Source organism: Streptomyces sp. NPDC056883 (assembly GCF_042788835.1).
In the GTDB taxonomy this organism is placed as follows: Bacteria; Actinomycetota; Actinomycetes; order Streptomycetales; family Streptomycetaceae; genus Streptomyces; species Streptomyces stoeckheimensis.
Genome location: NZ_JBHUBS010000004.1, coordinates 96,582 through 118,068 on the forward strand (window position 1 = coordinate 96,582; position 21,487 = coordinate 118,068).

Annotated in this window: 19 protein-coding genes and 2 tRNA genes; 18 read left to right on the forward strand and 3 right to left on the reverse strand. The window is 70.8% G+C overall.

The features are described from left to right. Positions 1-136: 136 nt before the first annotated feature. The 3 genes from obgE to galE all read left to right on the forward strand — a co-directional run bounded on the left by obgE (position 137) and on the right by galE (position 4,386). Positions 137-1,579, forward strand: a complete 1,443-nt coding sequence (gene obgE, locus ACFRU2_RS12290; RefSeq protein WP_382971053.1) for a GTPase ObgE — start codon at positions 137-139, stop codon at positions 1,577-1,579. 129 nt (positions 1,580-1,708) lie between these two features. Then, positions 1,709-3,331 (forward strand): glycosyltransferase family 2 protein, encoded by a 1,623-nt coding sequence (locus ACFRU2_RS12295; protein WP_382971055.1) that lies wholly within the window; start codon positions 1,709-1,711, stop codon positions 3,329-3,331. A 65-nt stretch (positions 3,332-3,396) separates the two neighbouring features. Then, on the forward strand, positions 3,397-4,386 hold the full coding sequence (gene galE, locus ACFRU2_RS12300) for a UDP-glucose 4-epimerase GalE (protein ID WP_382971058.1): 990 nt from the start codon (positions 3,397-3,399) through the stop codon (positions 4,384-4,386). Between the two features lie 80 nt (positions 4,387-4,466). Here the strand turns inward: galE and ACFRU2_RS12305 are convergent, their stop codons facing one another. After that, positions 4,467-5,639, reverse strand: coding sequence for a glycosyltransferase (locus tag ACFRU2_RS12305; protein WP_382971061.1), 1,173 nt, complete (start codon positions 5,637-5,639; stop codon positions 4,467-4,469). After that, positions 5,636-8,515, reverse strand: coding sequence for a CDP-glycerol glycerophosphotransferase family protein (locus tag ACFRU2_RS12310; protein ID WP_382971063.1), 2,880 nt, complete (start codon positions 8,513-8,515; stop codon positions 5,636-5,638). Before ACFRU2_RS12310 ends, ACFRU2_RS12305 begins: the two co-directional genes overlap by 4 nt. Positions 8,516-8,671: 156 nt before the next feature. Between ACFRU2_RS12310 and ACFRU2_RS12315 the strand changes: the two genes are divergently transcribed. From ACFRU2_RS12315 to ACFRU2_RS12345, 7 genes are all read left to right on the forward strand, one after another. After that, positions 8,672-9,667 carry a glycosyltransferase family 2 protein gene (locus ACFRU2_RS12315; RefSeq protein ID WP_382971066.1) on the forward strand — a complete coding sequence of 332 codons (996 nt, stop codon included), beginning with the start codon at positions 8,672-8,674 and terminating at the stop codon, positions 9,665-9,667. After that, entirely contained in the window at positions 9,667-10,125 is a 459-nt protein-coding gene (locus ACFRU2_RS12320; protein WP_382971070.1) for a GtrA family protein, read from the forward strand. The genes ACFRU2_RS12315 and ACFRU2_RS12320 overlap by 1 nt, the downstream gene beginning before the upstream one ends. Before the next feature lie 133 nt (positions 10,126-10,258). Continuing rightward, complete coding sequence (proB, locus tag ACFRU2_RS12325) at positions 10,259-11,386, forward strand: glutamate 5-kinase (protein WP_254383028.1); 1,128 nt, start codon at positions 10,259-10,261, stop codon at positions 11,384-11,386. Positions 11,387-11,472: 86 nt separating this feature from the next. After that, on the forward strand, positions 11,473-11,883 hold the full coding sequence (locus tag ACFRU2_RS12330) for a hypothetical protein (RefSeq protein WP_374213255.1): 411 nt from the start codon (positions 11,473-11,475) through the stop codon (positions 11,881-11,883). Between the two features lie 442 nt (positions 11,884-12,325). Then, positions 12,326-13,603, forward strand: a complete 1,278-nt coding sequence (locus ACFRU2_RS12335; RefSeq protein ID WP_382971073.1) for a glutamate-5-semialdehyde dehydrogenase — start codon at positions 12,326-12,328, stop codon at positions 13,601-13,603. 77 nt (positions 13,604-13,680) lie between these two features. Beyond that, positions 13,681-14,250, forward strand: coding sequence for a hypothetical protein (locus tag ACFRU2_RS12340; protein ID WP_382971076.1), 570 nt, complete (start codon positions 13,681-13,683; stop codon positions 14,248-14,250). Positions 14,251-14,318: 68 nt separating this feature from the next. Next, positions 14,319-15,518: a hypothetical protein gene (locus ACFRU2_RS12345; RefSeq protein WP_382971078.1), complete on the forward strand. Its 1,200-nt coding sequence runs from the start codon at positions 14,319-14,321 to the stop codon at positions 15,516-15,518. Here the strand turns inward: ACFRU2_RS12345 and ACFRU2_RS12350 are convergent. Then, entirely contained in the window at positions 15,502-16,626 is a 1,125-nt protein-coding gene (locus tag ACFRU2_RS12350; protein WP_382971081.1) for a M48 family metallopeptidase, read from the reverse strand. The genes ACFRU2_RS12345 and ACFRU2_RS12350 overlap by 17 nt on opposite strands. Positions 16,627-16,767: 141 nt before the next feature. Here ACFRU2_RS12350 and ACFRU2_RS12355 point away from each other — a divergent pair, with 141 nt between their 5' ends. From ACFRU2_RS12355 to ACFRU2_RS12390, 8 genes are all read left to right on the forward strand, one after another. Next, positions 16,768-16,935, forward strand: coding sequence for a hypothetical protein (locus ACFRU2_RS12355; RefSeq protein WP_250739447.1), 168 nt, complete (start codon positions 16,768-16,770; stop codon positions 16,933-16,935). A 71-nt stretch (positions 16,936-17,006) separates the two neighbouring features. Further along, complete coding sequence (gene nadD, locus ACFRU2_RS12360; protein ID WP_243334788.1) at positions 17,007-17,624, forward strand: nicotinate-nucleotide adenylyltransferase; 618 nt, start codon at positions 17,007-17,009, stop codon at positions 17,622-17,624. 24 nt (positions 17,625-17,648) lie between these two features. Then, positions 17,649-19,385, forward strand: coding sequence for an LCP family protein (locus tag ACFRU2_RS12365; protein ID WP_382971085.1), 1,737 nt, complete (start codon positions 17,649-17,651; stop codon positions 19,383-19,385). 151 nt (positions 19,386-19,536) lie between these two features. Next, positions 19,537-19,983 carry a ribosome silencing factor gene (rsfS, locus tag ACFRU2_RS12370; RefSeq protein WP_382971088.1) on the forward strand — a complete coding sequence of 149 codons (447 nt, stop codon included), beginning with the start codon at positions 19,537-19,539 and terminating at the stop codon, positions 19,981-19,983. Beyond that, positions 19,980-20,657 (forward strand): histidine phosphatase family protein, encoded by a 678-nt coding sequence (locus ACFRU2_RS12375; RefSeq protein ID WP_382971880.1) that lies wholly within the window; start codon positions 19,980-19,982, stop codon positions 20,655-20,657. Before rsfS ends, ACFRU2_RS12375 begins: the two co-directional genes overlap by 4 nt. A 112-nt stretch (positions 20,658-20,769) precedes the next feature. Next, positions 20,770-20,842: transfer RNA gene (locus ACFRU2_RS12380), tRNA-Ala, on the forward strand. Between the two features lie 135 nt (positions 20,843-20,977). Next, positions 20,978-21,211: a hypothetical protein gene (locus ACFRU2_RS12385; protein ID WP_007264019.1), complete on the forward strand. Its 234-nt coding sequence runs from the start codon at positions 20,978-20,980 to the stop codon at positions 21,209-21,211. 163 nt (positions 21,212-21,374) lie between these two features. Further along, positions 21,375-21,447, forward strand: a tRNA-Ala gene (locus tag ACFRU2_RS12390). Positions 21,448-21,487: the final 40 nt, after the last annotated feature.

A 21,487-nucleotide genomic window follows, 5' to 3' on the forward strand; every position in this document is an offset into this window, starting at 1 on the left:
GATCTCAGCTCTTCCCGGCAGCAGCCGGGAAGAGAGGTCCGCCCTCGGCGCGTTGTCACACAGACACGTTTAATGGGTAGCAAGGCCTACCCCCCGGGCTTTCCGGGATATTCCCGCTGTATCTGGAGGAACAACCATGACCACCTTCGTGGACCGCGTCGAGCTGCACGTCGCCGCGGGTAACGGGGGCCACGGCTGCGCCTCCGTTCACCGGGAGAAGTTCAAGCCGCTCGGCGGCCCCGACGGCGGCAACGGCGGCCGTGGCGGCGACGTCATCCTGGTGGTGGACCAGGCGGTCACCACCCTGCTGGAGTACCACCACAGCCCCCACCGCAAGGCCACCAACGGCCAGCCCGGCGCGGGCGACAACCGCTCCGGCAAGGACGGCCAGGACATCATCCTGCCCGTGCCGGACGGCACCGTCGTCCTCGACAAGGAGGGCAACGTCCTCGCCGACCTCGTCGGTCAGGGCACCACCTACGTGGCGGCCGAAGGCGGCCGCGGCGGCCTCGGCAACGCCGCGCTCTCCTCCGCCCGCCGCAAGGCGCCCGGCTTCGCGCTCCTCGGTGTCCCCGGCACCGGCGGCGACGTCGTCCTGGAGCTCAAGACCGTCGCCGACGTGGCGCTGGTCGGCTTCCCGAGCGCCGGCAAGTCCTCGCTGATCTCGGTGCTCTCCGCGGCCAAGCCGAAGATCGCGGACTACCCCTTCACCACCCTCGTCCCGAACCTGGGCGTCGTCACCGCCGGCTCGACGGTCTACACGATCGCCGACGTCCCGGGCCTCATCCCGGGCGCCAGCCAGGGCAAGGGCCTCGGCCTGGAGTTCCTGCGCCACGTCGAGCGCTGCTCGATCCTCGTGCACGTGCTGGACACCGCCACCCTGGAGTCCGACCGCGACCCGCTCGCCGACCTCGACGCCATCGAGGAGGAGCTCAAGCTCTACGGCGGCGGCCTGGAGAAGCGCCCGCGCCTCGTCGTCCTCAACAAGGTCGACATCCCCGACGGCAAGGACCTCGCCGACATGGTCCGCCCGGACCTGGAGGAGCGCGGCTACAAGGTCTTCGAGGTCTCCGCGGTGGACCGCACCGGCCTGAAGGAGCTGTCCTACTTCCTCGCCGAGGTCATCGCGAAGTTCCGCGCCCGCAAGCCGAAGGAGGAGGCGACCCGCATCGTCATCCGTCCGAAGGCCGTGGACGACTCGGGCTTCACCATCACCTACGACGAGGCCGAGGACGTGTACCGCGTGCGCGGCGAGAAGCCGGAGCGCTGGGTCCGCCAGACCGACTTCAACATCGACGAGGCCGTCGGCTACCTCGCCGACCGCCTCAACCGCCTCGGCGTCGAGGCGGCGCTGGCCAAGGCCGGTGCCCGCGCGGGTGACGGCGTCGCCATCGGTTCCGACGACAACGCGGTCGTCTTCGACTGGGAGCCGACCATGATGGCCGGCGCCGAGATGCTGGGCCGCCGCGGTGAGGACCACCGTCTGGAGGCGCCGCGTCCGGCGACCACGCGCCGCAAGGAGAAGGAAGCCGAGCGGGATTCCGCCCAGAAGGAGTACGACGAGTTCCGTCCCTTCTGACCGGGCCGTGACCGAGGACGACGGCCGGGTCTCCGGCCGTCGTCACAGGCTCGTCACAGGATTCCGGTTACCCCCGTTCGGGTGACCCGTATTAAGGCCACGTTTACTCCAGTGGCCTAGGATCCACGAGTGACGAGCACCCATACCCCCACAGTTGCCGTCGTCGTGATCGCGTACAACGATGCCGCGCTCGTCGGTCAGGCCGTCTCCTCGGCCCTCGCCCAAGGCCCGGTCGTTGCCGAGGTCATCGCGGTCAACGATGCGTCCGGCGACGGCACCGCCGAGGTGCTGGACGAGCTGGCGGCCCGCCACCCCCGCGTGAAGGTCGTGCACCGCACGGAGAACAGCGGGGGCTGCGGCACCCCCCGCAACGACGGGATCGCGGCTGCCACCGCCCCGTACGTCATGTTCCTGGACAGCGACGACGTCCTGCCCCGCGGGGCGGTCGAGGCCCTGGTGTCCGCGGCCGGGGAGCACCGGTCGCCGGTCACCGTCGGCTCGTGCGTCCGCCGCGAACTGCCCGAGAGCCGTGACGTGCCCTGGGTGCCCGGCCTGTACACGCCGGGCGAGGTCATCGAGCGCCCGGCGGACCGTCCGGAACTGGTCCGCGACACCCTCTGCGTCAACAAGCTGTACGAGCGGGCCTTCCTGGACATGTACGGGATCCGCTTCCCGGACGGCCGCTTCATCTACGAGGACTTCGTCTTCACCGCCCGCGTACTGGCCGCCCGCCCCCGCATCGCGGTGATCGGCGACCTCGTCTACGTGTGGCACGTGCGCCGCAACGCCGCCCAGGTCTCCATCTCCCTGGACCGCAAGGACGTCGGCAACTGGAGCGCGCGCGTGGAGGCCCACCGCGTGGCCTCCCGGCTGATGAAGGCGTCCTCCCCCGAGCTGGGCCGGGCCTGCCAGGTGAAGTTCCTGGAGTACGACCTGCGCATGTACCTGCGCGAGCTCGGCGAGGACCCCGACTACCAGGCCGCCTGGTGGACGCTGACCCGTGACTACGTCGCCGGGTTCTCCGAGGCCGACATCGAGGCCGCCGGGGCGCACGCCCGCTGGATCGTACGAGTGCTGCGCGCCACCGAGGTGCCGCCCGCCCCCGCCGACCTGCTGCGGCTGACCCGCTTCGCCGCCGACCCGCCCCGCCTGCTGCCCCCGTACGCGACCGGCCCCTCCGGGACGCCGGTCTGGAGCGACACGCTGCCGGTCGAGCTGGACCGGCTGGACGAGCTGGAGACGGCGGACCTGCCCGTCACCATCGACGCCGAACCGAGCGGCTGCGCAGGGCTCCGGATCCAGGTGCACGACCTGTACGGGCGGCTCGCCGCGGCCGGCCCGCGCACCGTCCAGCTGCGCTTCCAGCCCCGGGGCGACCTCGGGGAGCTGCTGGTGGCCGAACCGGTGGAGCTCACCCCCGCCGCGGACGGCCTGCGGTGGACCGCGGAGCTGCCCTTCCGGCTCACCACGCTGGCGCGCCTCGGACGGGGCGAGGGCCGGCGGGGCCTGCAGGCGTGGGACGTGAAACTGAACGTGGAGTGCGCCGACGGGAGCTCCGTGCTCACCTCCCCCCGCCCCCTCAGCCGCCTGCTGCACCGACGGGTGCTGCCCAGCAGCCGGTACGGTGTGCTGTTGGCGCAGCCGTACCGCACGACCGGGGGATCCCTGGCGCTGCGGCTCGCGCCCGGTGCCGCGGGTGTCATGAGCCTGGCCCGTCACCGGTTCCACCGGGCGCGCATAGTGCGCGGCTAGAACGGAACGCGGCTGAACGGTCCGGCGCCGGACGAGACGTACGAAAGATATTTGGGGAGACACGCATGACGTTTCTGATCACTGGTGGAGCCGGTTACATCGGGGCGCACGTCGTCCGCGCGATGCTGCTTGCGGGTGAGGAGGTGGTGGTGCTGGACGACCTCTCGACCGGCAAGGCCGCCCGCGTCCCGGAGGGCGTTCCGCTGGTGATCGGTTCCGTGCTGGACCGGAAGTTCCTCGACGAGACCTTCGCCGAGCACCGGATCACCGGCGTGGTCCACCTGGCGGGCAAGAAGCAGGTCGGCGAGTCCGTCGAGAAGCCGCTGCACTACTACGAGGAGAACGTGGGCGGCCTCACCGTGCTGCTCCAGGCCGTGGCCGCCGCGGGCGTGCGCAACTTCCTCTTCTCCTCCTCCGCCTCCGTGTACGGGATGCCGGACGTGGACCTCGTCACCGAGAGCACCCCGTGCCTGCCGCTCAGCCCGTACGGCGAGACGAAGCTGGCGGGCGAATGGATCGTCCGCGCCGCGGGCAAGGCGCACGGCATCTCCACCGCGTGCCTGCGCTACTTCAACGTGGCGGGCGCCGCGACCCCCGAGCTCGCCGACACCGGGGTCTTCAACCTGGTCCCGATGATCTTCGAGCGGTTCGACAAGGGCGAGGGCGCCCGGATCTTCGGTGACGACTACGCGACCGCGGACGGCACCTGCATCCGCGACTACATCCACGTCGCCGACCTCGCGGAGGCCCACGTGGTGGCCGCCCGCAAGCTCGTCGAATGGGGCGCGCAGGGCGAGTACAAGGACCTCACCGTCAACATCGGCCGCGGCGAGGGCGTTTCCGTCCGCGAGATGGTCGAGCTGGTGAACGAGGTCACCGGTCACACCGACGCCGCCTACGCGCCCCAGGTCTCCCCGCGCCGCGCCGGCGACCCGGCGAAGGTCGTCGCCTCCGCCGACCGGATCTCCGCGGAGCTGGGCTGGAAGGCCCGCCACGACGTCCGCGACATGATCACCTCGGCCTGGGAGGGCTGGGAGGCCCACCGCAAGGCCTGAGGCCCGTAGAGCGTACGAAGAAGCCGCCCGCCCCGGTCGATTCCGGGGCGGGCGGCTTCGTCTCACGTCGAGCGTCCGGCTCAGCGCTCCAGGAAGGAGAACAGCTCCTCCCACCGGTCGGTGATCTCGGAGCTGGAGTACCGCTGCACGTTGCGGAAGGCGGCGTCGCCGAGCTGGTCGCGCAGTTCACGGCCGGCCATCAGCCGGTCCAGCTGTCCGGCCAGCTCCATCGTGTTGCCGAGCCGGGCCAGCAGCCCGTCCTCGCCGTGCGTCACGATCTCCCGCACACCCGGCGCGCAGTCGAAGGCGGCCACCGGCACGCCCGCGGCCATCGCCTCCAGCAGCGTGATCGGGAAGCCCTCGGCGCGCGAGGCCTGGGCGAAGACGGAAGCTCCGTTCAGCGCGCCCAGCACGTCGCCGGTGCTGCCCATCCACTCCACGGATTCCTCCAGGCCGAGCCCGGCGGCGTGCGCCCGCAGGGTCGCCTCCTCCAGGCCCGCCCCGTAGATCCGAAGGACCCAGTCGGGGTGGTGCGGGGAGGCGTCGGCCCAGGCGTCGAGCAGCAGGTCCACGCCCTTCTCGAAGGCGAGGCGGCCGACGCTCGCCACGACCTTCTCGGTGCGCGGGGCGGGGGAGGCGGGCATGAACGGCAGCGGGTTCGGCATGCTGGAGACGTTCTCCATGCCCGAGCGGATCCAGAGGTCGGCGTCCTCGGGGGTCAGTACGAGCATGCGGTCGACGTCCCGGTAGTACCGGCGGACCCGCTGACCCCGGGTGGACTTGTTGCTGGCCTCGAAGGACTCGTGGCTCATGCCGATGACGGTGCAGCCCTTGGTGTCGGCGAGGGCCACCCACTCCATCGCCCAGACCTGGGTGACGATCACCACGGCGCCGGGGCGGGCCGCGCGCAGCAGCTCGCCCAACTGGTCCGCCTTGGCCCGCATCTTCGCCCGGCGGGCCGCCTGACGGCGCCGCTCGGGTGCGTTGAGCCGGCCCTTGATGCCGTGCAGCCGGCGGGCCGCCGGCGGGTGGGCCTCGTACAGCGTGGTCACCGCGTAGGGGAGGTCCGCCGGGAGCTGCTGGCGGATCTCCTCGGCGACGGGGGCGATGCCGATGACGTGCACCCGGTGCCCGCGTTCGCTGAACAGCCGGGCCATCTGGTGCGACCAGGTGGTCACGCCGCCCAGCTCGTCCACGCTGTTGGAGACGAGGAAGATGTCACGGCCGCCCGGGGTGGCGGTCTGCTGGCTCACTTGCCGCTCCTGGTGAAGAACTTCTCGACGATCCGGCGGGCCGCGTCCCCGCGGTCGTACTCGCCGAACTCGGCGAGGAAACGCTGGCGCGCCTCGGCGTACTTGGCATCCGCCTCGTCGAAGGCGGCGAGGGCCTGGAGCAGTTCGTCCGCGGTGGCGACCACCGGGCCCGGCGCCTTCTCCTTGAGGTCGAAGTAGGTGCCGCGGATGTCGGTGGCGTACTTCTCGTAGTCGTACGCGAAGAACAGCATCGGCCGGTCCAGGACCGCGTAGTCGAACATCACGGACGAGTAGTCCGTGATCAGCCCGTCGGCGAGCGCCAGTAGCGGGGTGATGTCGTGGTGCTTGGACACGTCGATGACCCGGCCCGCGACCGACGGCGGCAGCGTGACGCTGTTGAGGTAGTGGGTGCGCACCAGCAGCGTGAAGCGGTCGCCGAGCCGGTCGGCGAACTCCTCCACGTCGAAGGGGAACTCGAAGCCCTCCACCGCGCCGTCCGCGTTCGCCCGGAAGGTCGGTGCGTACAGCAGCACCTTCTTCTCCGGGTCGATCCCGAACTCGCCGGCCAGGGAGCCGCGGACCCGCTCGCCGCTGTTCGCCTCGGAGCGGTGGGCCGCGACCAGGGCGTCGTTGCGCGGGTAGCCGGTGCGCAGCAGCACCTCGTCACGCAGCCGGAAACCCTTGGCGAGGGTGCGGGCGTCGTGCTCGGAACGGATCAGGAAGTGGTCGAAGCGGTCGACGGCCGCCTGGAAGCGGGCCTGGCCCGGACGGTCCTGCGCCTTGGTGCGGGGCTCGTGGAAGCCCATCCGCTTCAGTGCCGAGCCGTGCCAGGTCTGGATGTACGTGGTCCCCGGGCGCTTGGCCAGCGCCAGCGGGAAGCCCTGGTTGTCGATCCAGAACTCGGCCTGCGCCAGCGCGCGCAGGTAGGCCCAGCTCCAACGCCGCACCAGGGTGGCCTCCTTGGGGAAGCCGGTGGGCCGGCCGCCCGCGTACGACCAGATCGCCTCGAACTGCACGCCGGAGCGCACCAGTTCCTCGTAGATCGCCTTCGGGCTGTCGCTGTACTGCTTGCCCATGTGGCTCTCGAAGACGACCGTGCCCTTCTTGATGGGCAGCTTCGAGAAGACCTCGTGGTAGACCTTCACCTTCTGCTCGCCCGAGCCGATGTTGCGGCGGGCCCGCAGGGCCCTGCGCAGGCCCCGCTTGACCACGCCCGCGGCCTTGCCGTGCATCGCGCTGTTGATCAGCGTCTGGGTGCGCACGGCGGCGGCGCCCTCGGCGGTCAGGACGTAGGAGAGGTTGCCCTTCTTGGTCATCTCCGGCTCGAAGCGGTCGGAGACCAGCCGGGTCAGCCTCGGGCGCACGCGCAGCCGGGCGGCTTGCTCCAGGTCGACCCCGCCGACGGAGACGCGGGTGGTGAGCCGGTCGCCGCCGGCCGTCAACTTCAGGCGCACGTCCCAGACCGCGTCGATGATGCCGAGCGGGCGGACGGTGCTGCCGATGTCGGCCGTGGCCTTCCACTCGATCGTGTCACCGGCGTGGCGCACGGTTGCCACCGGGAAGCTGAAGGAGCGGACGCCGATCTGCCGGCGGGCCCGGAACTCCAGCGAGGCCTTCAGCTCCGCCTCGGGGCGGATCCGGCCCAGCGGGTTCACCACGGCACCCGACAGGGTGACCGTGCCGCGGCCGTCGTCCTCGTACGCGGTGAGGCGGTTGCCCAGGGTGAGGGAGGTGAGCGGCGCACCGGCGTAGCCCTGGTCGGTGACGTCCAGTATCCGGCGGGCCTCCTCGGCGTCGGGGCCGTCGATGTGCCGGCCGCACCAGTAGACGCGCCCGTCGCGCTCGGCGAGCGGGGAGGTGAGCCGGCCCTGGTTGGTCATGGCGTCGGCGGCGGGCAGCAGGTTGTCCCAGTCCTCCTTGCCGAGCAGGTAGGCGCAGATGGCCTGGAGGTTGCTGACGTTGTCGTACGCGGCCGGGTCGATGCCGGCCAGGTAGCCGTTGGCGAGCCGGGCGAACTCCTGGCGGTAGGCGTCACCGAGCAGGGGCAGGTCCCGCAGGTGGAGCACCAGGTCGTGCTTGAGGAACTTGGCGTCCTTCGCGGACTTGATCTCCGTGTGGCCCTTGGCCGCCAGCAGCTCGTCGACGCGGCGGTGGATCTCCATCCGGTGGACGAAGTTCTCGATCTCGTGGCGCCGGTTGCTGATCGACTTCGCCGAGGCCTTCTCGATCACGTTCCAGTAGTAGACGTGGTTCGGGATGAGCGTGATGCGGCGGGCGGCGACGTAGGCCTGCGCGGAGAAGAGCAGGTCCTCGTAGTGGATGCCCACCGGGAATTCCAGGCCCTGCTCCAGCAGGAACGCGCGCCGGTAGCACTTGTTCGTGGAGAGGGTGTCGTAGACCAGCAGGTCCGGGTACTCGGTGATCGACTCCAGCGTGCGGGTGCGCGCGTAGATCCACGGGTACCACTCGGTGGTCTTGCCCCAACGGTTGTCGAGGTGGACCCGGACGCACATGCCCGAGACCAGGTCGGACCCGGTCCGCTCGGCGGCGTCCAGCATGTTGCGGCAGGCATTGCGTTCCAGCACGTCATCGCTGTCCAGGAACATGACGTAGGTTCCGGTGGCCTGCTGGATGCCGTGATTGCGCGGGGCACCGCAGCCCCCGCTGTTCTCGGGCAGCCGGAAGGCGCGCACCCTCCCCGGATGCGCGGTTTCGAGCTCCTGGGCGACCGCGTAGGACCCGTCCTTGCTGCAGTCGTCGACGATCACGACCTCGACCCCGTGCAGGGTCTGGTCCAAAACCGACTGGACGGCTGCCGGGAGACGCTCTGCGTCGTTGTAGACGATGACGACCACGGAGACGTCAGGCACGTGCACCTCGATCCCTCTGTTTCATTCCGCTTATCCCGTCAAAGCTACCGTGTGCCGCACTCGCGCCAGGCAGGGCAACCACCGCCGTGCATACTTCTAAGGAAGAGGTGAGTGGCAGGTCCGGTCGCCGTAAATCACCCGTTCGGACCGCAGGAAGTGTTCATGAAGCTGTCTGTAGTAGTCCCTTGCTACAACGAGGAAGCCGTCATCGACAGCTTCGACACGGAGATCCGAAAGGTCCTGGACGCGCTCCCCGTCGAGTACGAGGTCTGCTACGTCGACGACGGCAGCCGCGACGGAACCCTCGCCAAACTCCGCAAGATCGCCGCCCAGCACCCCGACCGCACCCGCTACGTCTCCTTCAGCCGGAACTTCGGCAAGGAGGCCGGCATGCTCGCCGGCCTGCGCGAGGCGACCGGCGACGCCGTGGTCATCATGGACGCGGACCTCCAGCACCCGCCCGAGCTCATCGCCACGATGCTCGACTACTACCGGCAGGGCCACGACCAGATCATCGCCCGCCGCACCCGCGAGGGGGACAAGAAGCTCCGCACGGCGCTGAGCCGCCTCTACTACCGGGGCATCAACCGCTGGGTCGACGTGGAGCTCACCGACGGCGTCGGAGACTTCCGGCTGCTGTCACGCCCGGCCGTGGACGCGCTGCTGTCGCTGCCCGAGTACAACCGCTTCTCCAAGGGCCTCTTCTCCTGGATCGGCTTCGACACGGTCCACTTCGACTACCGCAACGCGCAGCGCGAGGCCGGCGAGACGAAGTGGAAGTTCGGCGCCCTGCTGAACTACGGCATGGACGGGCTCATCTCCTTCAACAACCGGCCGCTGCGCATCGGCATCTGGTCGGGCGTGTCGCTGGTGGCCCTGACGGTCCTCTACGCCGTGTGGATCGCCGTCATGGCGATGACCAACGGGGTGGAGTCCCCGGGATACGTCACGCTCGTCGCGCTCATCGCGGGCCTGGGCGGCGTCCAGATGATCATGCTGGGCCTGATCGGCGAGTACATCGGCCGCATCTACTACGAGAGCAAGCGCCGGCCGCACTTCCTGGTGAAGGAGGCGCACGGCGCCGACCGCCTGGCCACGTCCACCGACGTCCGGGACCTGCCCGAGGCCCAGGCCGTGATTGCGGAGCGAAGCAAGTGATGCCGCCCACGACGAACGAACGTCCGGCCCCGGACCGCAAGGCCCAGCTCGCCCAGATCATCCGCTTCGGACTGGTGGGCGGAGTCAACACCGGCACCTTCTACGCCATCTACCTGCTCCTGCATCCCCTGATGCCGTACTTCGCCGCCTACTCCATCGCCTTCGTGCTGGCGATGGTCGGCTCGTTCTTCATGAACACCTACTTCACCTACCGCACGCGGCCGACCTGGAAGAAGTTCCTGCTCTTCCCGCTGACCAACATCACCAACTACGTGATCCAGTCCGCGGGCCTGTACGCCCTGGTCACCTGGGCGGGCATGAACACCCAGATCGCGCCGCTGGTCGCGGCCGTGGTGGCCATCCCGTTCACCTACGTCCTCTCCCGCAAGATCCTCATCCCGGGGACGGGCGACAAGGCCGCGGAACCGGAGCAGACCCACAGCGCGTCCACGGTCTGAAACCCCTGGGCGGACCCGCCCGGACACCCCGTAGATTGAACGGGCGGCTTCGAGGGTTCGAACCTTCGAAGACTCGCAGGTTCGCAGGTTCGCAGGTTCGTGTTCGGCGAGGGTCAAGGGTCAGGGGACAGAAGTGTCAGCGGCTAGGCAGGGTGTGCTCGACGCGCGCAGGATCGTGGTCAAGGTCGGCTCCTCCTCCCTGACCACGGCGGCCGGAGGACTCGACGCCGACCGGGTGGACGCGCTGGTCGACGTACTGGCCAAGGCGCGCAGCGGCGGCGAGAAGGAGATCGTCCTGGTATCCAGCGGAGCCATCGCCGCCGGACTCTCCCCGCTCGGCCTGCGCCGCCGCCCCACCGACCTGGCCCGCCAGCAGGCCGCCGCGAGCGTCGGCCAGGGCCTGCTCGTCGCCCGCTACACGGCCTCCTTCGCCCGGTACGGCGTACGCGTCGGCCAGGTGCTCCTGACCACCGACGACACGAGCCGGCGCGCGCACTACCGCAACGCCTACCGGACCCTGGACCAGCTCCTGGCCATGGGGGCGCTGCCCGTCGTCAACGAGAACGACACCGTCGCCACCGACGAGATCCGCTTCGGCGACAACGACCGCCTCGCCGCACTCGTGGCGCACCTGGTCCGCGCCGACCTCCTCGTCCTGCTCTCGGACGTCGACGGCCTCTACGACGGGGACCCGTCCCAGCCCGGCACCAGCCGCATCGACGAGGTGCGCGGCCCCGAGGACATCGCCCACGTCACCATCGGCAGCGTCGGCAAGGCGGGCGTCGGCACCGGCGGCATGGCCACCAAGGTCGAGGCGGCGCGCATCGCGGCGGCAGCCGGCATCCCCGTCGTCCTGACCTCGGCCAGCCAGGCCGCGGACGCCCTGGCCGGACGGGCGACCGGCACCCTCTTCCACTCCACCGGACGCCGCTCGACGGACCGGCTGCTCTGGCTCCAGCACGCGTCGGCCCCGCAGGGACACCTCGTCCTGGACGACGGGGCCGTCCGCGCGGTGACCGAACGCGGCAGCTCGCTGCTGCCCGCCGGCATCGCCGCGGTCGAGGGCGACTTCGTCGCCGGAGACCCCGTGGAACTGCGCGCGGCCGACGGCCGGGCGGTGGCGCGCGGCCTCGTCAACTTCGACGCCAAGGAGCTCCCGCAGCTCCTCGGCCGCTCCACGCGCGAGCTCGCGCGGGAACTCGGACCCGAGTACGAGCGGGAGGTCGTCCACCGCGACGATCTGGTCCTGCTGCAGGGCTGAGGTTCGGTAAAACCGCCGCGCGGTGAGCCGAGGACTGGTCAACTGTGAGGGGCGGACACGCGTAGCGCAGGACAAGGAGGCGGCTGGTGAGACGAGCGCTGACCAGCGTCGGCACCGGGGACGGTGACGTCGGCGGGAGCGGGGAGGAACGGGATGCCTCCCGCCTCTGGCACATCACCCTGAGCGTCTCCGGGAAGCCCGCGCCGCTGTGCGACGTACGCCGTGGGCTGGAGCAGCTCGCCCATGACCACCCCTTCCTGCTGACCAGCCGCTACGCCGACGACCACGCGGAGATCCGCTACTGGGAGGAAGCCCGCGACCTCCACGACGCGGCGGCCGTGGCACTGCGGCTCTGGGGCGAACACCGCTCCTCGGCGAAGCTCCCGCCCTGGGAGATCGTCGGCCTCGAAGTCATCGACCGCGCCACCTACCACCAACGCGTCGCCGAAGGCTACGGCCCACCCCCGGCCCACCCCATGGGCGTGCACCCCTACTAACGCTCCGCTCGCACCACTCGGCCCTGGCGGGTCTCCTGGGCTTCGCGTCGCTGCGCCGGACTCCGTCCGTCGGGGGGCTGGTCGGCGCCGGCGCCACCGCACCCCGGCGCGGGCCGAGCGGGCGGGTGCGGCTGGGTGGGCCCTGCGGGGCGAGGTCCCCTACCCGCCCTTCGCCCGTTCCCCGGGCTCCGCCCGGACCCGCACATGCACGCACACGTCAGCCAAAATCAGCCTCGCCGGCGTTTGAGGCGCGGGGTCTGGGGCGGAGCCCCAGGGAACGGGCGAAGGGCGGGTAGGGGACATGCCCCGCAGGGCCACCCCAGCCGCACCCGCCCACTCGGCACCCGGCACCCGGGCCACCTCGGACGGTGTCCACCGATGCCCCGTCTCGGGGGGTGGAAACCCATCGGGGCCGGGCCCGGCGGGGATTACCCTGGGCGGCATGACCTCGCTCGATGCCACGACCTCGCCCGTGATCGCCACCGCGCAAGCCGCCCGGATCGCCGCCGCGGCCATCGCCCCGCTCCCGCGGTCCGCCAAGGACAAGGCCCTGCTGGCCATCGCGGACGCGCTGGAGGCCCGTACGGCCGAGATCGTCGAGGCCAACGCCGTCGACACGGCGAAGGCGGCCGCCGCCGGGACCAGCGAGACCGTCATCGACCGTCTCACCCTCACCCCCGACCGCATCGCGGCCATCGCCTCCGACGTCCGCGACGTCGCGGCCCTGCCCGACCCCGTCGGCGAGGTCGTCCGCGGCTCCACCCTCCCCAATGGGATCGACCTCCGCCAGATCCGCGTCCCGCTCGGCGTCGTCGGCATCATCTACGAGGCTCGCCCCAACGTCACCGTCGACGCCGCCGCCCTGTGCCTGAAGTCCGGCAACGCCGTACTCCTGCGCGGCTCCTCCTCGGCGTACGCCTCCAACACCGCCCTCGTCGGCATCCTGCGCGACGCCGTCGTCTCGGCCGGTCTGCCCGCCGACGCCATCCAGCTCGTGCCGGGCGAGTCCCGCGACTCCGTCCGCGAGCTGATGCGCGCCCGCGGTCTCGTCGACGTCCTCATCCCGCGCGGCGGCGCCTCGCTCATCAAGACCGTCGTCGAGGAATCCATCGTCCCGGTCATCGAGACCGGTACCGGCAACTGCCACGTCTACGTGGACGCCCAGGCCGATCTGGCCATGGCCGTGGACATCCTCGTCAACTCCAAGGCCCAGCGGCCCTCCGTCTGCAACTCCGCGGAGACCCTGCTCGTCCACCGGGACATCGCCGACGCCTTCCTGCCCCTCGCCCTGGACGCCCTCGCCGACGCCGGCGTGACCGTCCACGGCGACGAGCGGGTGCTCGGGTACGCGGAGGACTCCAAGGTCACCGCCCTCCCGGCCACCGACGAGGACTGGGCCGCCGAGTACCTCTCGTACGACATCGCCGCCGGTGTCGTGGACTCCCTCGACGAGGCCGTCGCCCACATCCGCCGCTGGACCTCCGGCCACACCGAGGCGATCGTCACCACCTCGCAGGCCGCCGCCCGCCTCTTCACCCAGCTGGTCGACTCGACCACGGTTGCCGTGAATGCCTCCACGCGGTTCACGGACGGTGGTCAGTTCGGCTTCGGCGCGGAGATCGGCATTTCCACCCAGAAGCTGCACGCCCGGGGCCCGATGGGGCTTCCCGAGCTCACCTCGACCAAGTACATCGTCACCGGCGACGGTCACGTACGGTAGTCGACCTCTGAACGCGGTGTGGCCGGATTTCGGCCTACACCCTGCCCAAAGGTGGCCCTCAGGTCTACGCTGGTTCCGTGCCGGACGACGTGGGGGGCAAGCCGTTCCCGGACGACGGGACCCCCGAAGAACATGCAGACGACCGCGGAGGCGCGGACAAGGACTTCGCCTCCGTGGTGTTCGACGAGGACTTCGTCCGGAACGCCGAAATCCGTGAACCGAGCGCCGCAGAGCGCCAGCGGGCCGGCGACCGGGCGCGCGCCGAGGCGGCCGAGGCCGCCCGCGCCGCCTTCGCCGGCGGCTGGACGGGCGACGAGGACTACGACGCGTACGCCTACGGCGGCGCCGACGGCCACCACTCCGAGGATCCCGGCTGGGACCACGGCCACGGAGCAGGCTCCGGGGACGGCCCGTACGGAGTCTACGGCGGCAGTCTGCGCCCCTACCGCGGCCGCTCGCCGTGGCTGCGCCCGGTCGCCTGGGTGCTCGCCTTCGTGATGGGCCTCGGCATGATCGCGCTCGCCTTCAGCGCCGTGTACCGCAGCGCGGCGAGCGACGCGGAACCGGCTCCGGCCCCCGCCAGCACCCCGATGGGCGAAGTCACCGGCGCCGGAGCGTTTATGGACCGCGTCAGCCGCCAACCCTGAAGGTACGACCCCGCTCCCCATCGCCGGAGCCGGGGGCTTCTCTGGAGCGGGGACAGCGGGGAGAAGCGATGGCCATGCCAGGAGATCCGCCGAACGGCACCCCCGAGGGTGCCGGCGGGGCCGACGACGAGTTCCGGGCCGACGAGTACCGGTCGGTGGTGTTCGACGAGGACTTCGTCCGGGCTGCCCGGATCCAGGAGTTCTCCGCACAGGAGCGCATGGGCGAGCACGCCCGCGCCGTACGGAGCCGCTCGATCTGGTCGACCGGCGGAGGCCATCCGGGCCCCCGCGGCGGCTCCGGCGGCGGTGCGGCCCGGCAGGGCCGGATCATCGTGCTGTGCATCGCCCTGGCACTCGCCGGCGCCGTCTACATGGGGCTGCGCAATCCCTACGTGCCGCCCGCCGGGGACCCGGCCGAGGCGATGAGCAGCACCGTGGTCCCGCTCGCGCCCTCCGCGCCCGTGCCCGGCGGCCGGCCCGCCGACCTGTACGCGCAGAGTCCGGCGGCCCAGTACCGCATCGGGGCGGCCGGGATCACCTTCCCCGCCGTGCGCCGCACCCGCCACTTCACCGAGGAGCAGGTCCAAACCGCGCTGACCATCGCCAAGGACTACCTGGTGCAGTCCTCGCTGGACCCCGACGTGCTGTCCGGCGAGGCCTCCCGGCCGGTGCGCGTCCTGCTCGACCCCGACCAGCTGACGCAGTTCGACCAGAGCATGCTCGTCCCGGCCGGCAACGGGCGGCACGCCATCACGGGCTGGCTCGTGCGCTTCGACCCGGCGACCGCCGTGGTGGCCGACACCCGGGTCCGGGTCAGCGGGGTCCTCGCCGCAGCGGAGACCGCCCCGAACGCCCTGGAGGTGACCTCCGACCACACCTTCGTCTACGCGGTGCGCCCGGCCACCGGCCAGCCGGCCGCGGCGGACGGGGCCTCGCTCTTCACCGTCCGCCGGGAGCTGCGGATGCGCTTCGACCGCGACGACCTCGCGGCCCGGCGGGCGGAGCTCGTCTCGGCGTACGTCATGGCGGGCCCGCAGGCCTGTTCCGCCGACCCGGCCGGAGGTTTCCGCCCGCTGACGGCCGGCGCCGGGCCGACCACCACCGGCCCGGCCGCCAGCGACCCGTACGCCAGCGGCAGTCCGCGCCGCACGGCCGGGCTGTGCGGCGTGCTCGCGCCGACGACCGCGCCGGAGCCGCCGGAGCCGCCGCAGTCACAGGCGCCGGCGTCCCCGGCCGCCCCGGGGGAGGGCGTCAGCCCTGCTCCGTAGCGCCGTCCTTGCCGGTGCCGGTGCTCTTGTCCTCGCCGCCGGCGGCGCTGCTGCTGCTGCCGCTGCCGCCGCCCGCTCCCGTGGCACCCATGCCCGAGAACCTGTCCCGCAGCTTGCCGCCCAGGTCCGCCGTACCGCCGGCGATGTCGCCGACCAGCTTCAGCAGCGGGTCCTTGCTCGTGCGCACCGTATCGGCGTAGTGCGCCGCGGACTGCCGGAAGGAGTCGGTCACCGAGGTGTCCTTGTCGTCCTCGCGCCGCGGGTAGTGGCCGTCCATGATCCGCTGGTGGTCCCGGTTCTGCGACCACTTCTTCAGCTCGGCCGCCCGCACCGTCGTGAAGGGGTGCGTCCGGGGCAGCACGTTGAGGATCTTCAGCACGGAGTCGCGCAGATCGCCGCTCCGCTCGTACTCCTCGGCCTGGGCGAGGAACGCGTCGACGTTCATCTCGTGGAGGTGGTTGCCGCCCGCGAGCTTCATCAGTCCGCGCATCGAGGCGTGCACGTCCTGTCCCACCAGCAGCCCCGCCCGGTCCGCCGACAGCTCCGACTTGCGGAACCACTCGCGCAGCGCCGTCACGATCCCCATGATCGCCACATTGCCCAGCGGGATCCAGGAGACCTTGAGCGCCAGGTTCGTCAGGAACAGCAGGATCGTGCGGTACACGGCGTGCCCCGACAGGGCGTGGCCCACCTCGTGGCCCACCACCGCCCGCATCTCCTCCTCGTCGAGCAGCTCGACGAGGCCCGTGGTGACCACGATGATCGGCTCGTCCAGCCCGATGCACATGGCATTGGGCTTCGGGTCCTGCTGCACGTACATCTGCGGGACCTTCTCCAGGTCCAGGATGTAACAGGCGTCCAGGAGCATCGCGTGCAGGTGCGGGAACTGCGTCTCGCCCACCCGGACGGAGTCCGACAGGAAGAGCAGTCGCAGACTGCGCTCCGGCAGCAGCCCGCTGAGCGCCTTGAAGACCGTGTCGAAGCCGGTCAGCTTGCGCAGGGCCACGAGCGCGGACCGGTCCGCCGGATGCTCGTACGCCCGTGAGGAAATACCGGGGAACCTCTTGCGGTCCCGCGCCGGTGCCTTCTCGAATCCCGTCCCCGTCATAGCGCCCTCCCCGTTGGTGTGTGCGGCTGGCCGCCCGTCTATCCTCTCCAACGCCTGAGTCGACGTGAGCGTGCCCCAGGCCCCCGCATACGATGTGAGCGAAATCTCCGCCCGCTCCCCGACTCGATAGGTACCTGCCTGATGAGCCTCGCCTCCACCGCCCACAACCTGGTCGTCCTCGCCTCCGAGGGAGCCGAGCAGCACGGCGGCAACCACGACAGCCTGAACCCGTACCTGACCGGCGGTGCGGCCCTCGCCATCCTCTTCCTGATGCTGTGGGTCACCACGCGCATGAACCGGGACCGCTGAACCGCCATACGCCGAGTACGCGCCCGTAGGCGGGTCCCTGCCGCGTCACCGGGCCAGTAGGCTCTGCGCTCATGGGAGAGCAGGAAATGCCGACCGGCCCGGTCAAGCGCAGGCTCGGGGTGATGGGCGGGACATTCGACCCGATCCACCACGGACACCTGGTGGCCGCCAGTGAGGTGGCCGCGCTGTTCCACCTCGACGAGGTGATGTTCGTACCGACCGGCGAGCCGTGGCAGAAGTCGCAGCGGGCCGTTTCGTCCGCCGAGGACCGGTATCTGATGACGGTCATCGCGACCGCATCGAACCCGCAGTTCTCGGTGAGCCGCATCGACATCGACCGCGGCGGCCCGACGTACACGATCGACACCCTGAGGGACCTGAGCGCCCTCAACGACGACGCCGACCTCTTCTTCATCACCGGCGCCGACGCCCTCGCGCAGATCCTGACCTGGCGGAACGCCGAGGAGCTCTTCGCCCTCGCGCACTTCATCGGCGTCACCCGGCCGGGCCACGTGCTCACCGACGACGGCCTGCCCGAGGGAGGCGTCTCCCTCGTCGAGGTTCCGGCGCTGGCCATTTCGTCCACGGACTGCCGTGCACGCGTGGCCAAGGGGGATCCTGTCTGGTACCTCGTGCCCGACGGCGTGGTCCGCTACATCGACAAGCGTGAGCTGTACCGGGGAGCCTGAGCTTCCGGAGAGAGGGGCCCCGCGGTGAACGACCGACACGAGCCGTACGACCCGTATGCCGGCCAGGAGCAGCAGCTCGTCGGCTACGACGCGTACGGGCGGCCGGTGTACGGCCAGGTGCCCGCGCAGCCCGCCACCGACGCGGCGCCCCCCTACGAGCAGCAGCAGTACGAGCAGGGCTACGGGTACGACTACCAGGGGTACGGCCAGCAGCAGGCCCAGCAGGCCCCGCAGCCCCAGCAGTACTACCCGCAGCAGCCCCAGCAGCAGTACCCCCAGACCTCCCAGGCCCCGCAGTACGGGTACGACACGCAGGGCATCCCGCAGTACGACACCCAGGCCACCCAGCAGTGGATCCCGCAGCAGGTCGCCCCCGAGGCCCCGGCGCAGGCGCCCCTGCGGGCCCCCGCGCCCGAGCCGGAGTACCGTCCCGCCGCCGCGCAGGTCCCGGAGCCCCGCCGGGCCGACGGGCCGGGCGCGCAGGGCCAGGGTCAGGGGCCCTCGTACCGCACCGAGCAGTTCGCCTTCATCGACCAGCCGGACGAGGACTCCGAGGACGTCATCGACTGGCTCGCCTTCACCGAGAGCCGCACCGAGCGCCGCGAGGAGGCCCGCCGGCGGGGCCGCAACCGGGTGGTGGCGCTGATCGTCGTCCTGGCCGTCTTCGTCGTCGCGGGCCTCGGCTACCTCTGGTACGCGGGCAAGCTGCCGTTCCTGGAGGGCCCCGGCAAGGCGTCGAACGGCGCGTCCGCCACGGGCCCGCAGAAGCGCGACATGATCGTCGTGCACCTGCACAACACCAAGAAGGGCGGCACCTCCACGGCGCTGCTCGTCGACAACGTGACCACCAAGCAGGGCGCCACCGTCCTCGTGCCGAACACCCTGAACGTCTCCAGGGACGACGGCACCACCGCACAGCTGGGCAAGGCCGTCGAGGACGGCGGTCTGGGCGTACGGGAATCCCTCGACTCGGTCTTCGGCACCCGCATCGGCGGCACCTGGCGGCTGGACACCCCCTTCCTGGAGAACTTCGTCGAGCTGGTCGGGGGCATCGAGGTCGACACCGACGTGGCCGTCCCGGCGGACGACGCGGCGAAGGCGCCCGCCGTCGGCCAGGGCCCGAAGCAGAGCCTCAGCGGTGCGATGGCCGTGGCTTACGCCACGTACAAGGCGCAGGGCGAGCCGGAGGCCAAGCAGCTGGACCGGCTCGGCAAGGTCCTGCTGGGCCTGCTGCGCAAGGTGCCCGGCGATCCGAAGTCGGCGGCGATGACCGTGGAGACCACCGGCCAGATCCTGGACCCGGCGCTGAACGCGCAGACGCTGGGCGCGCTGCTGTCCAAGCTCGGCGAGCACGCCAAGGTGGGCGCGTACCGCACCGACGTGCTCGGGGTGAAGCCGGACGGCGGCCTCACGGACGAGGCCAACAAGAAGGTGGTCAAGGAGGTCCTCGGCGGCTCCGTCACGGAGGCCCAGCCCGGGGCCCTGCCGCGGGTCGGCCTGAAGGACGCGACCGGCGACGAGAAGACGAACACGGCGGCGAAGGCGGCCCTGCTCAACGGCGGCTACACCCTGGTGGACGGCGGCAAGGCCGACAAGACCGCGCCCGCTTCGCAGATCACGTACCAGGACGACGCGCAGCGGGACAAGGCGATCGAGGTCTCCAAGACGCTGGGACTGCCCGAGACGGCCGTGAAGAAGGCCGAGAACGCGGTGAACGCGGACGTCGTGGTGACCCTGGGCAAGGATTACAAACCGTCCTGATCCCCTCCGAGGCCTTCTGCGGCCTACTGCGGCCTGCTCCGGCGGGCCCCGTCGGGAACGGCCCCGCCCGCGCGGCACGCTGCGCGCGGGCGGCGTCGGCGGTACATGAGACCCTTGTAAGAATCTGCCCGCCAACCCGAAAGCATGGCCAGTGACCGCCACGGACCGCTCCATCGAGCTCATCACCGCCGCCGCCCAGGCCGCGGCCGACCGGCTCGCGCACGACATCATCGCGTACGACGTCAGCGACGTGCTGTCGATCACCGACGCCTTCCTGCTCGCTTCGGCGCCCAACGACCGCCAGGTCAAGTCGATCGTCGACGAGATCGAGGAGAAGCTCCTGAAGGAGCTGGGCGCCAAGCCGGTGCGCCGCGAGGGCGACCGCGACGCCCGCTGGATCCTGCTCGACTACATCGACATCGTCGTCCACGTGCAGCACAGCGAGGAGCGCGTCTTCTACGCGCTGGAGCGCCTGTGGAAGGACTGCCCCGAGATCGAGCTGCCCGAGGACGCCAAGCTCACCAAGGGCAAGGCCGAGGAGCACGCCGCGCTGCGCGCCACGCAGGGCGACGACGAACTGGACGGTGATCTGTTCTGAGCGCGACGAACGACGGTACGACCGCGACCGGCAACGGCAAGACCGGCCGCAAGATCGTCCTCTGGCGGCACGGCCAGACCTCCTGGAACCTGGAGCGACGCTTCCAGGGCTCCACGGACATCGAGCTGACCGAGGCCGGTGTGGCGCAGGCGCGCCGTGCCGCCCGGCTGCTCGCCTCGCTGAAGCCCGACGCCATCGTCGCCTCGGACCTGATGCGCGCCTCCGCCACGGCTGCCGAGCTGGCGGCCGTCACGGGTCTGGCGGTGACGCACGACGAGGCGCTGCGCGAGACGTACGCCGGTGAATGGCAGGGCCTCACGCACGAGGAGATCCTGGACAAGTACGGCGACCAGTACGCGGCGTGGAAGCGCGGCGAGGCGGTCCGCCGCGGTGGCGGCGAGCTGGAGACCGAGGTCGCCGACCGGGCCGCGCCGGTGGTGCTGGAACACGCCGACCGGCTGCCCCCCGGCGGCACGCTCGTGGTGGTCAGCCACGGCGGCACCATCCGTACGACGATCGGCCGCCTGCTGGGCCTGGAGTCGTACTACTGGGAGGGCCTGGGCGGGCTCTCCAACTGCTGCTGGTCCGTGCTGGGCGAGGGCGCGCGCGGCTGGCGGCTGATGGAACACAACGCCGGCACGCTGCCCGAACCGGTGCTCGGCGACGACGACTGAGCCCACTTCGGAGCGGCTCCCACCCGGATTTCACTTTCCGGCTGGTCACAGGCTAGAGTTCTTCTTGTTCGCAGCGCAGAACACCGGAAACGGGGGGAGCGTCGCGGAGAGCGGGGCTATAGCTCAGTTGGTAGAGCGCCTGCATGGCATGCAGGAGGTCTGGAGTTCAATTCTCCATAGCTCCACAATCAAGATCCCGTCCCCAACAGGGGGCGGGATCTTTGCTTTTGTCCACAGCTGCCCGAGCGAGCACCGGCATGGCAGAATCGGACGGCCGGAGGGGGACACGACGGCCCGACGCGGGAGGGAGTCGCTGACGGATGGGTGCACACCGGCGGCGGTGCGACTGGTGCAACAACGGCACGCCGATCGTGCGGGACATGGAGCCGGTCAATCCCGACTACCAGTACTGGTGCGAGGAATGTGCGCGGGCGCTGATCATAAAAGGCGACCCGATCGAGACGTACCGGGAGCTGGAGGGCGAGCCGATCTACGGGCGGCTGCTCGACGAGCACTGCACGCTGAAGCGGTTCTATCAGTTCGCGCGTGCGTGACGCGGGGTTGAGCAACGCGTGGGGCCATGTGATGAATCGCCACGAAACGGACATGGCCCGGGGCTCGCGGAAACCGATTTTTGGACCAGGGCCATCACCGTGTAATGTTTGGGATGTCGCCAAGGGGGACCGGAAACGGGCCACGAAGCGGCAGGCAAGACAAGGGGCTATAGCTCAGTTGGTAGAGCGCCTGCATGGCATGCAGGAGGTCTGGAGTTCAATTCTCCATAGCTCCACAGTGAAGAAGCGGGGACCCCCCTCCGGGGTGTCCCCCTT

Excerpts from the sequence above, each read along its gene's own strand:
- ACFRU2_RS12345 (WP_382971078.1), top strand. The coding sequence starts at position 14,319 with ATGGCCATGCCAGGAGATCCGCCGAACGGCACCCCCGAGGGTGCCGGC.
- nadD (WP_243334788.1), top strand. The coding sequence starts at position 17,007 with ATGGGAGAGCAGGAAATGCCGACCGGCCCGGTCAAGCGCAGGCTCGGG.
- galE (WP_382971058.1), top strand. The coding sequence starts at position 3,397 with ATGACGTTTCTGATCACTGGTGGAGCCGGTTACATCGGGGCGCACGTC.
- ACFRU2_RS12315 (WP_382971066.1), top strand. The coding sequence starts at position 8,672 with ATGAAGCTGTCTGTAGTAGTCCCTTGCTACAACGAGGAAGCCGTCATC.
- ACFRU2_RS12355 (WP_250739447.1), top strand. The coding sequence starts at position 16,768 with ATGAGCCTCGCCTCCACCGCCCACAACCTGGTCGTCCTCGCCTCCGAG.
- ACFRU2_RS12385 (WP_007264019.1), top strand. The coding sequence starts at position 20,978 with ATGGGTGCACACCGGCGGCGGTGCGACTGGTGCAACAACGGCACGCCG.
- obgE (WP_382971053.1), top strand. The coding sequence starts at position 137 with ATGACCACCTTCGTGGACCGCGTCGAGCTGCACGTCGCCGCGGGTAAC.
- ACFRU2_RS12335 (WP_382971073.1), top strand. The coding sequence starts at position 12,326 with ATGACCTCGCTCGATGCCACGACCTCGCCCGTGATCGCCACCGCGCAA.
- ACFRU2_RS12350 (WP_382971081.1), bottom strand. The coding sequence starts at position 16,626 with ATGACGGGGACGGGATTCGAGAAGGCACCGGCGCGGGACCGCAAGAGG.
- ACFRU2_RS12320 (WP_382971070.1), top strand. The coding sequence starts at position 9,667 with ATGCCGCCCACGACGAACGAACGTCCGGCCCCGGACCGCAAGGCCCAG.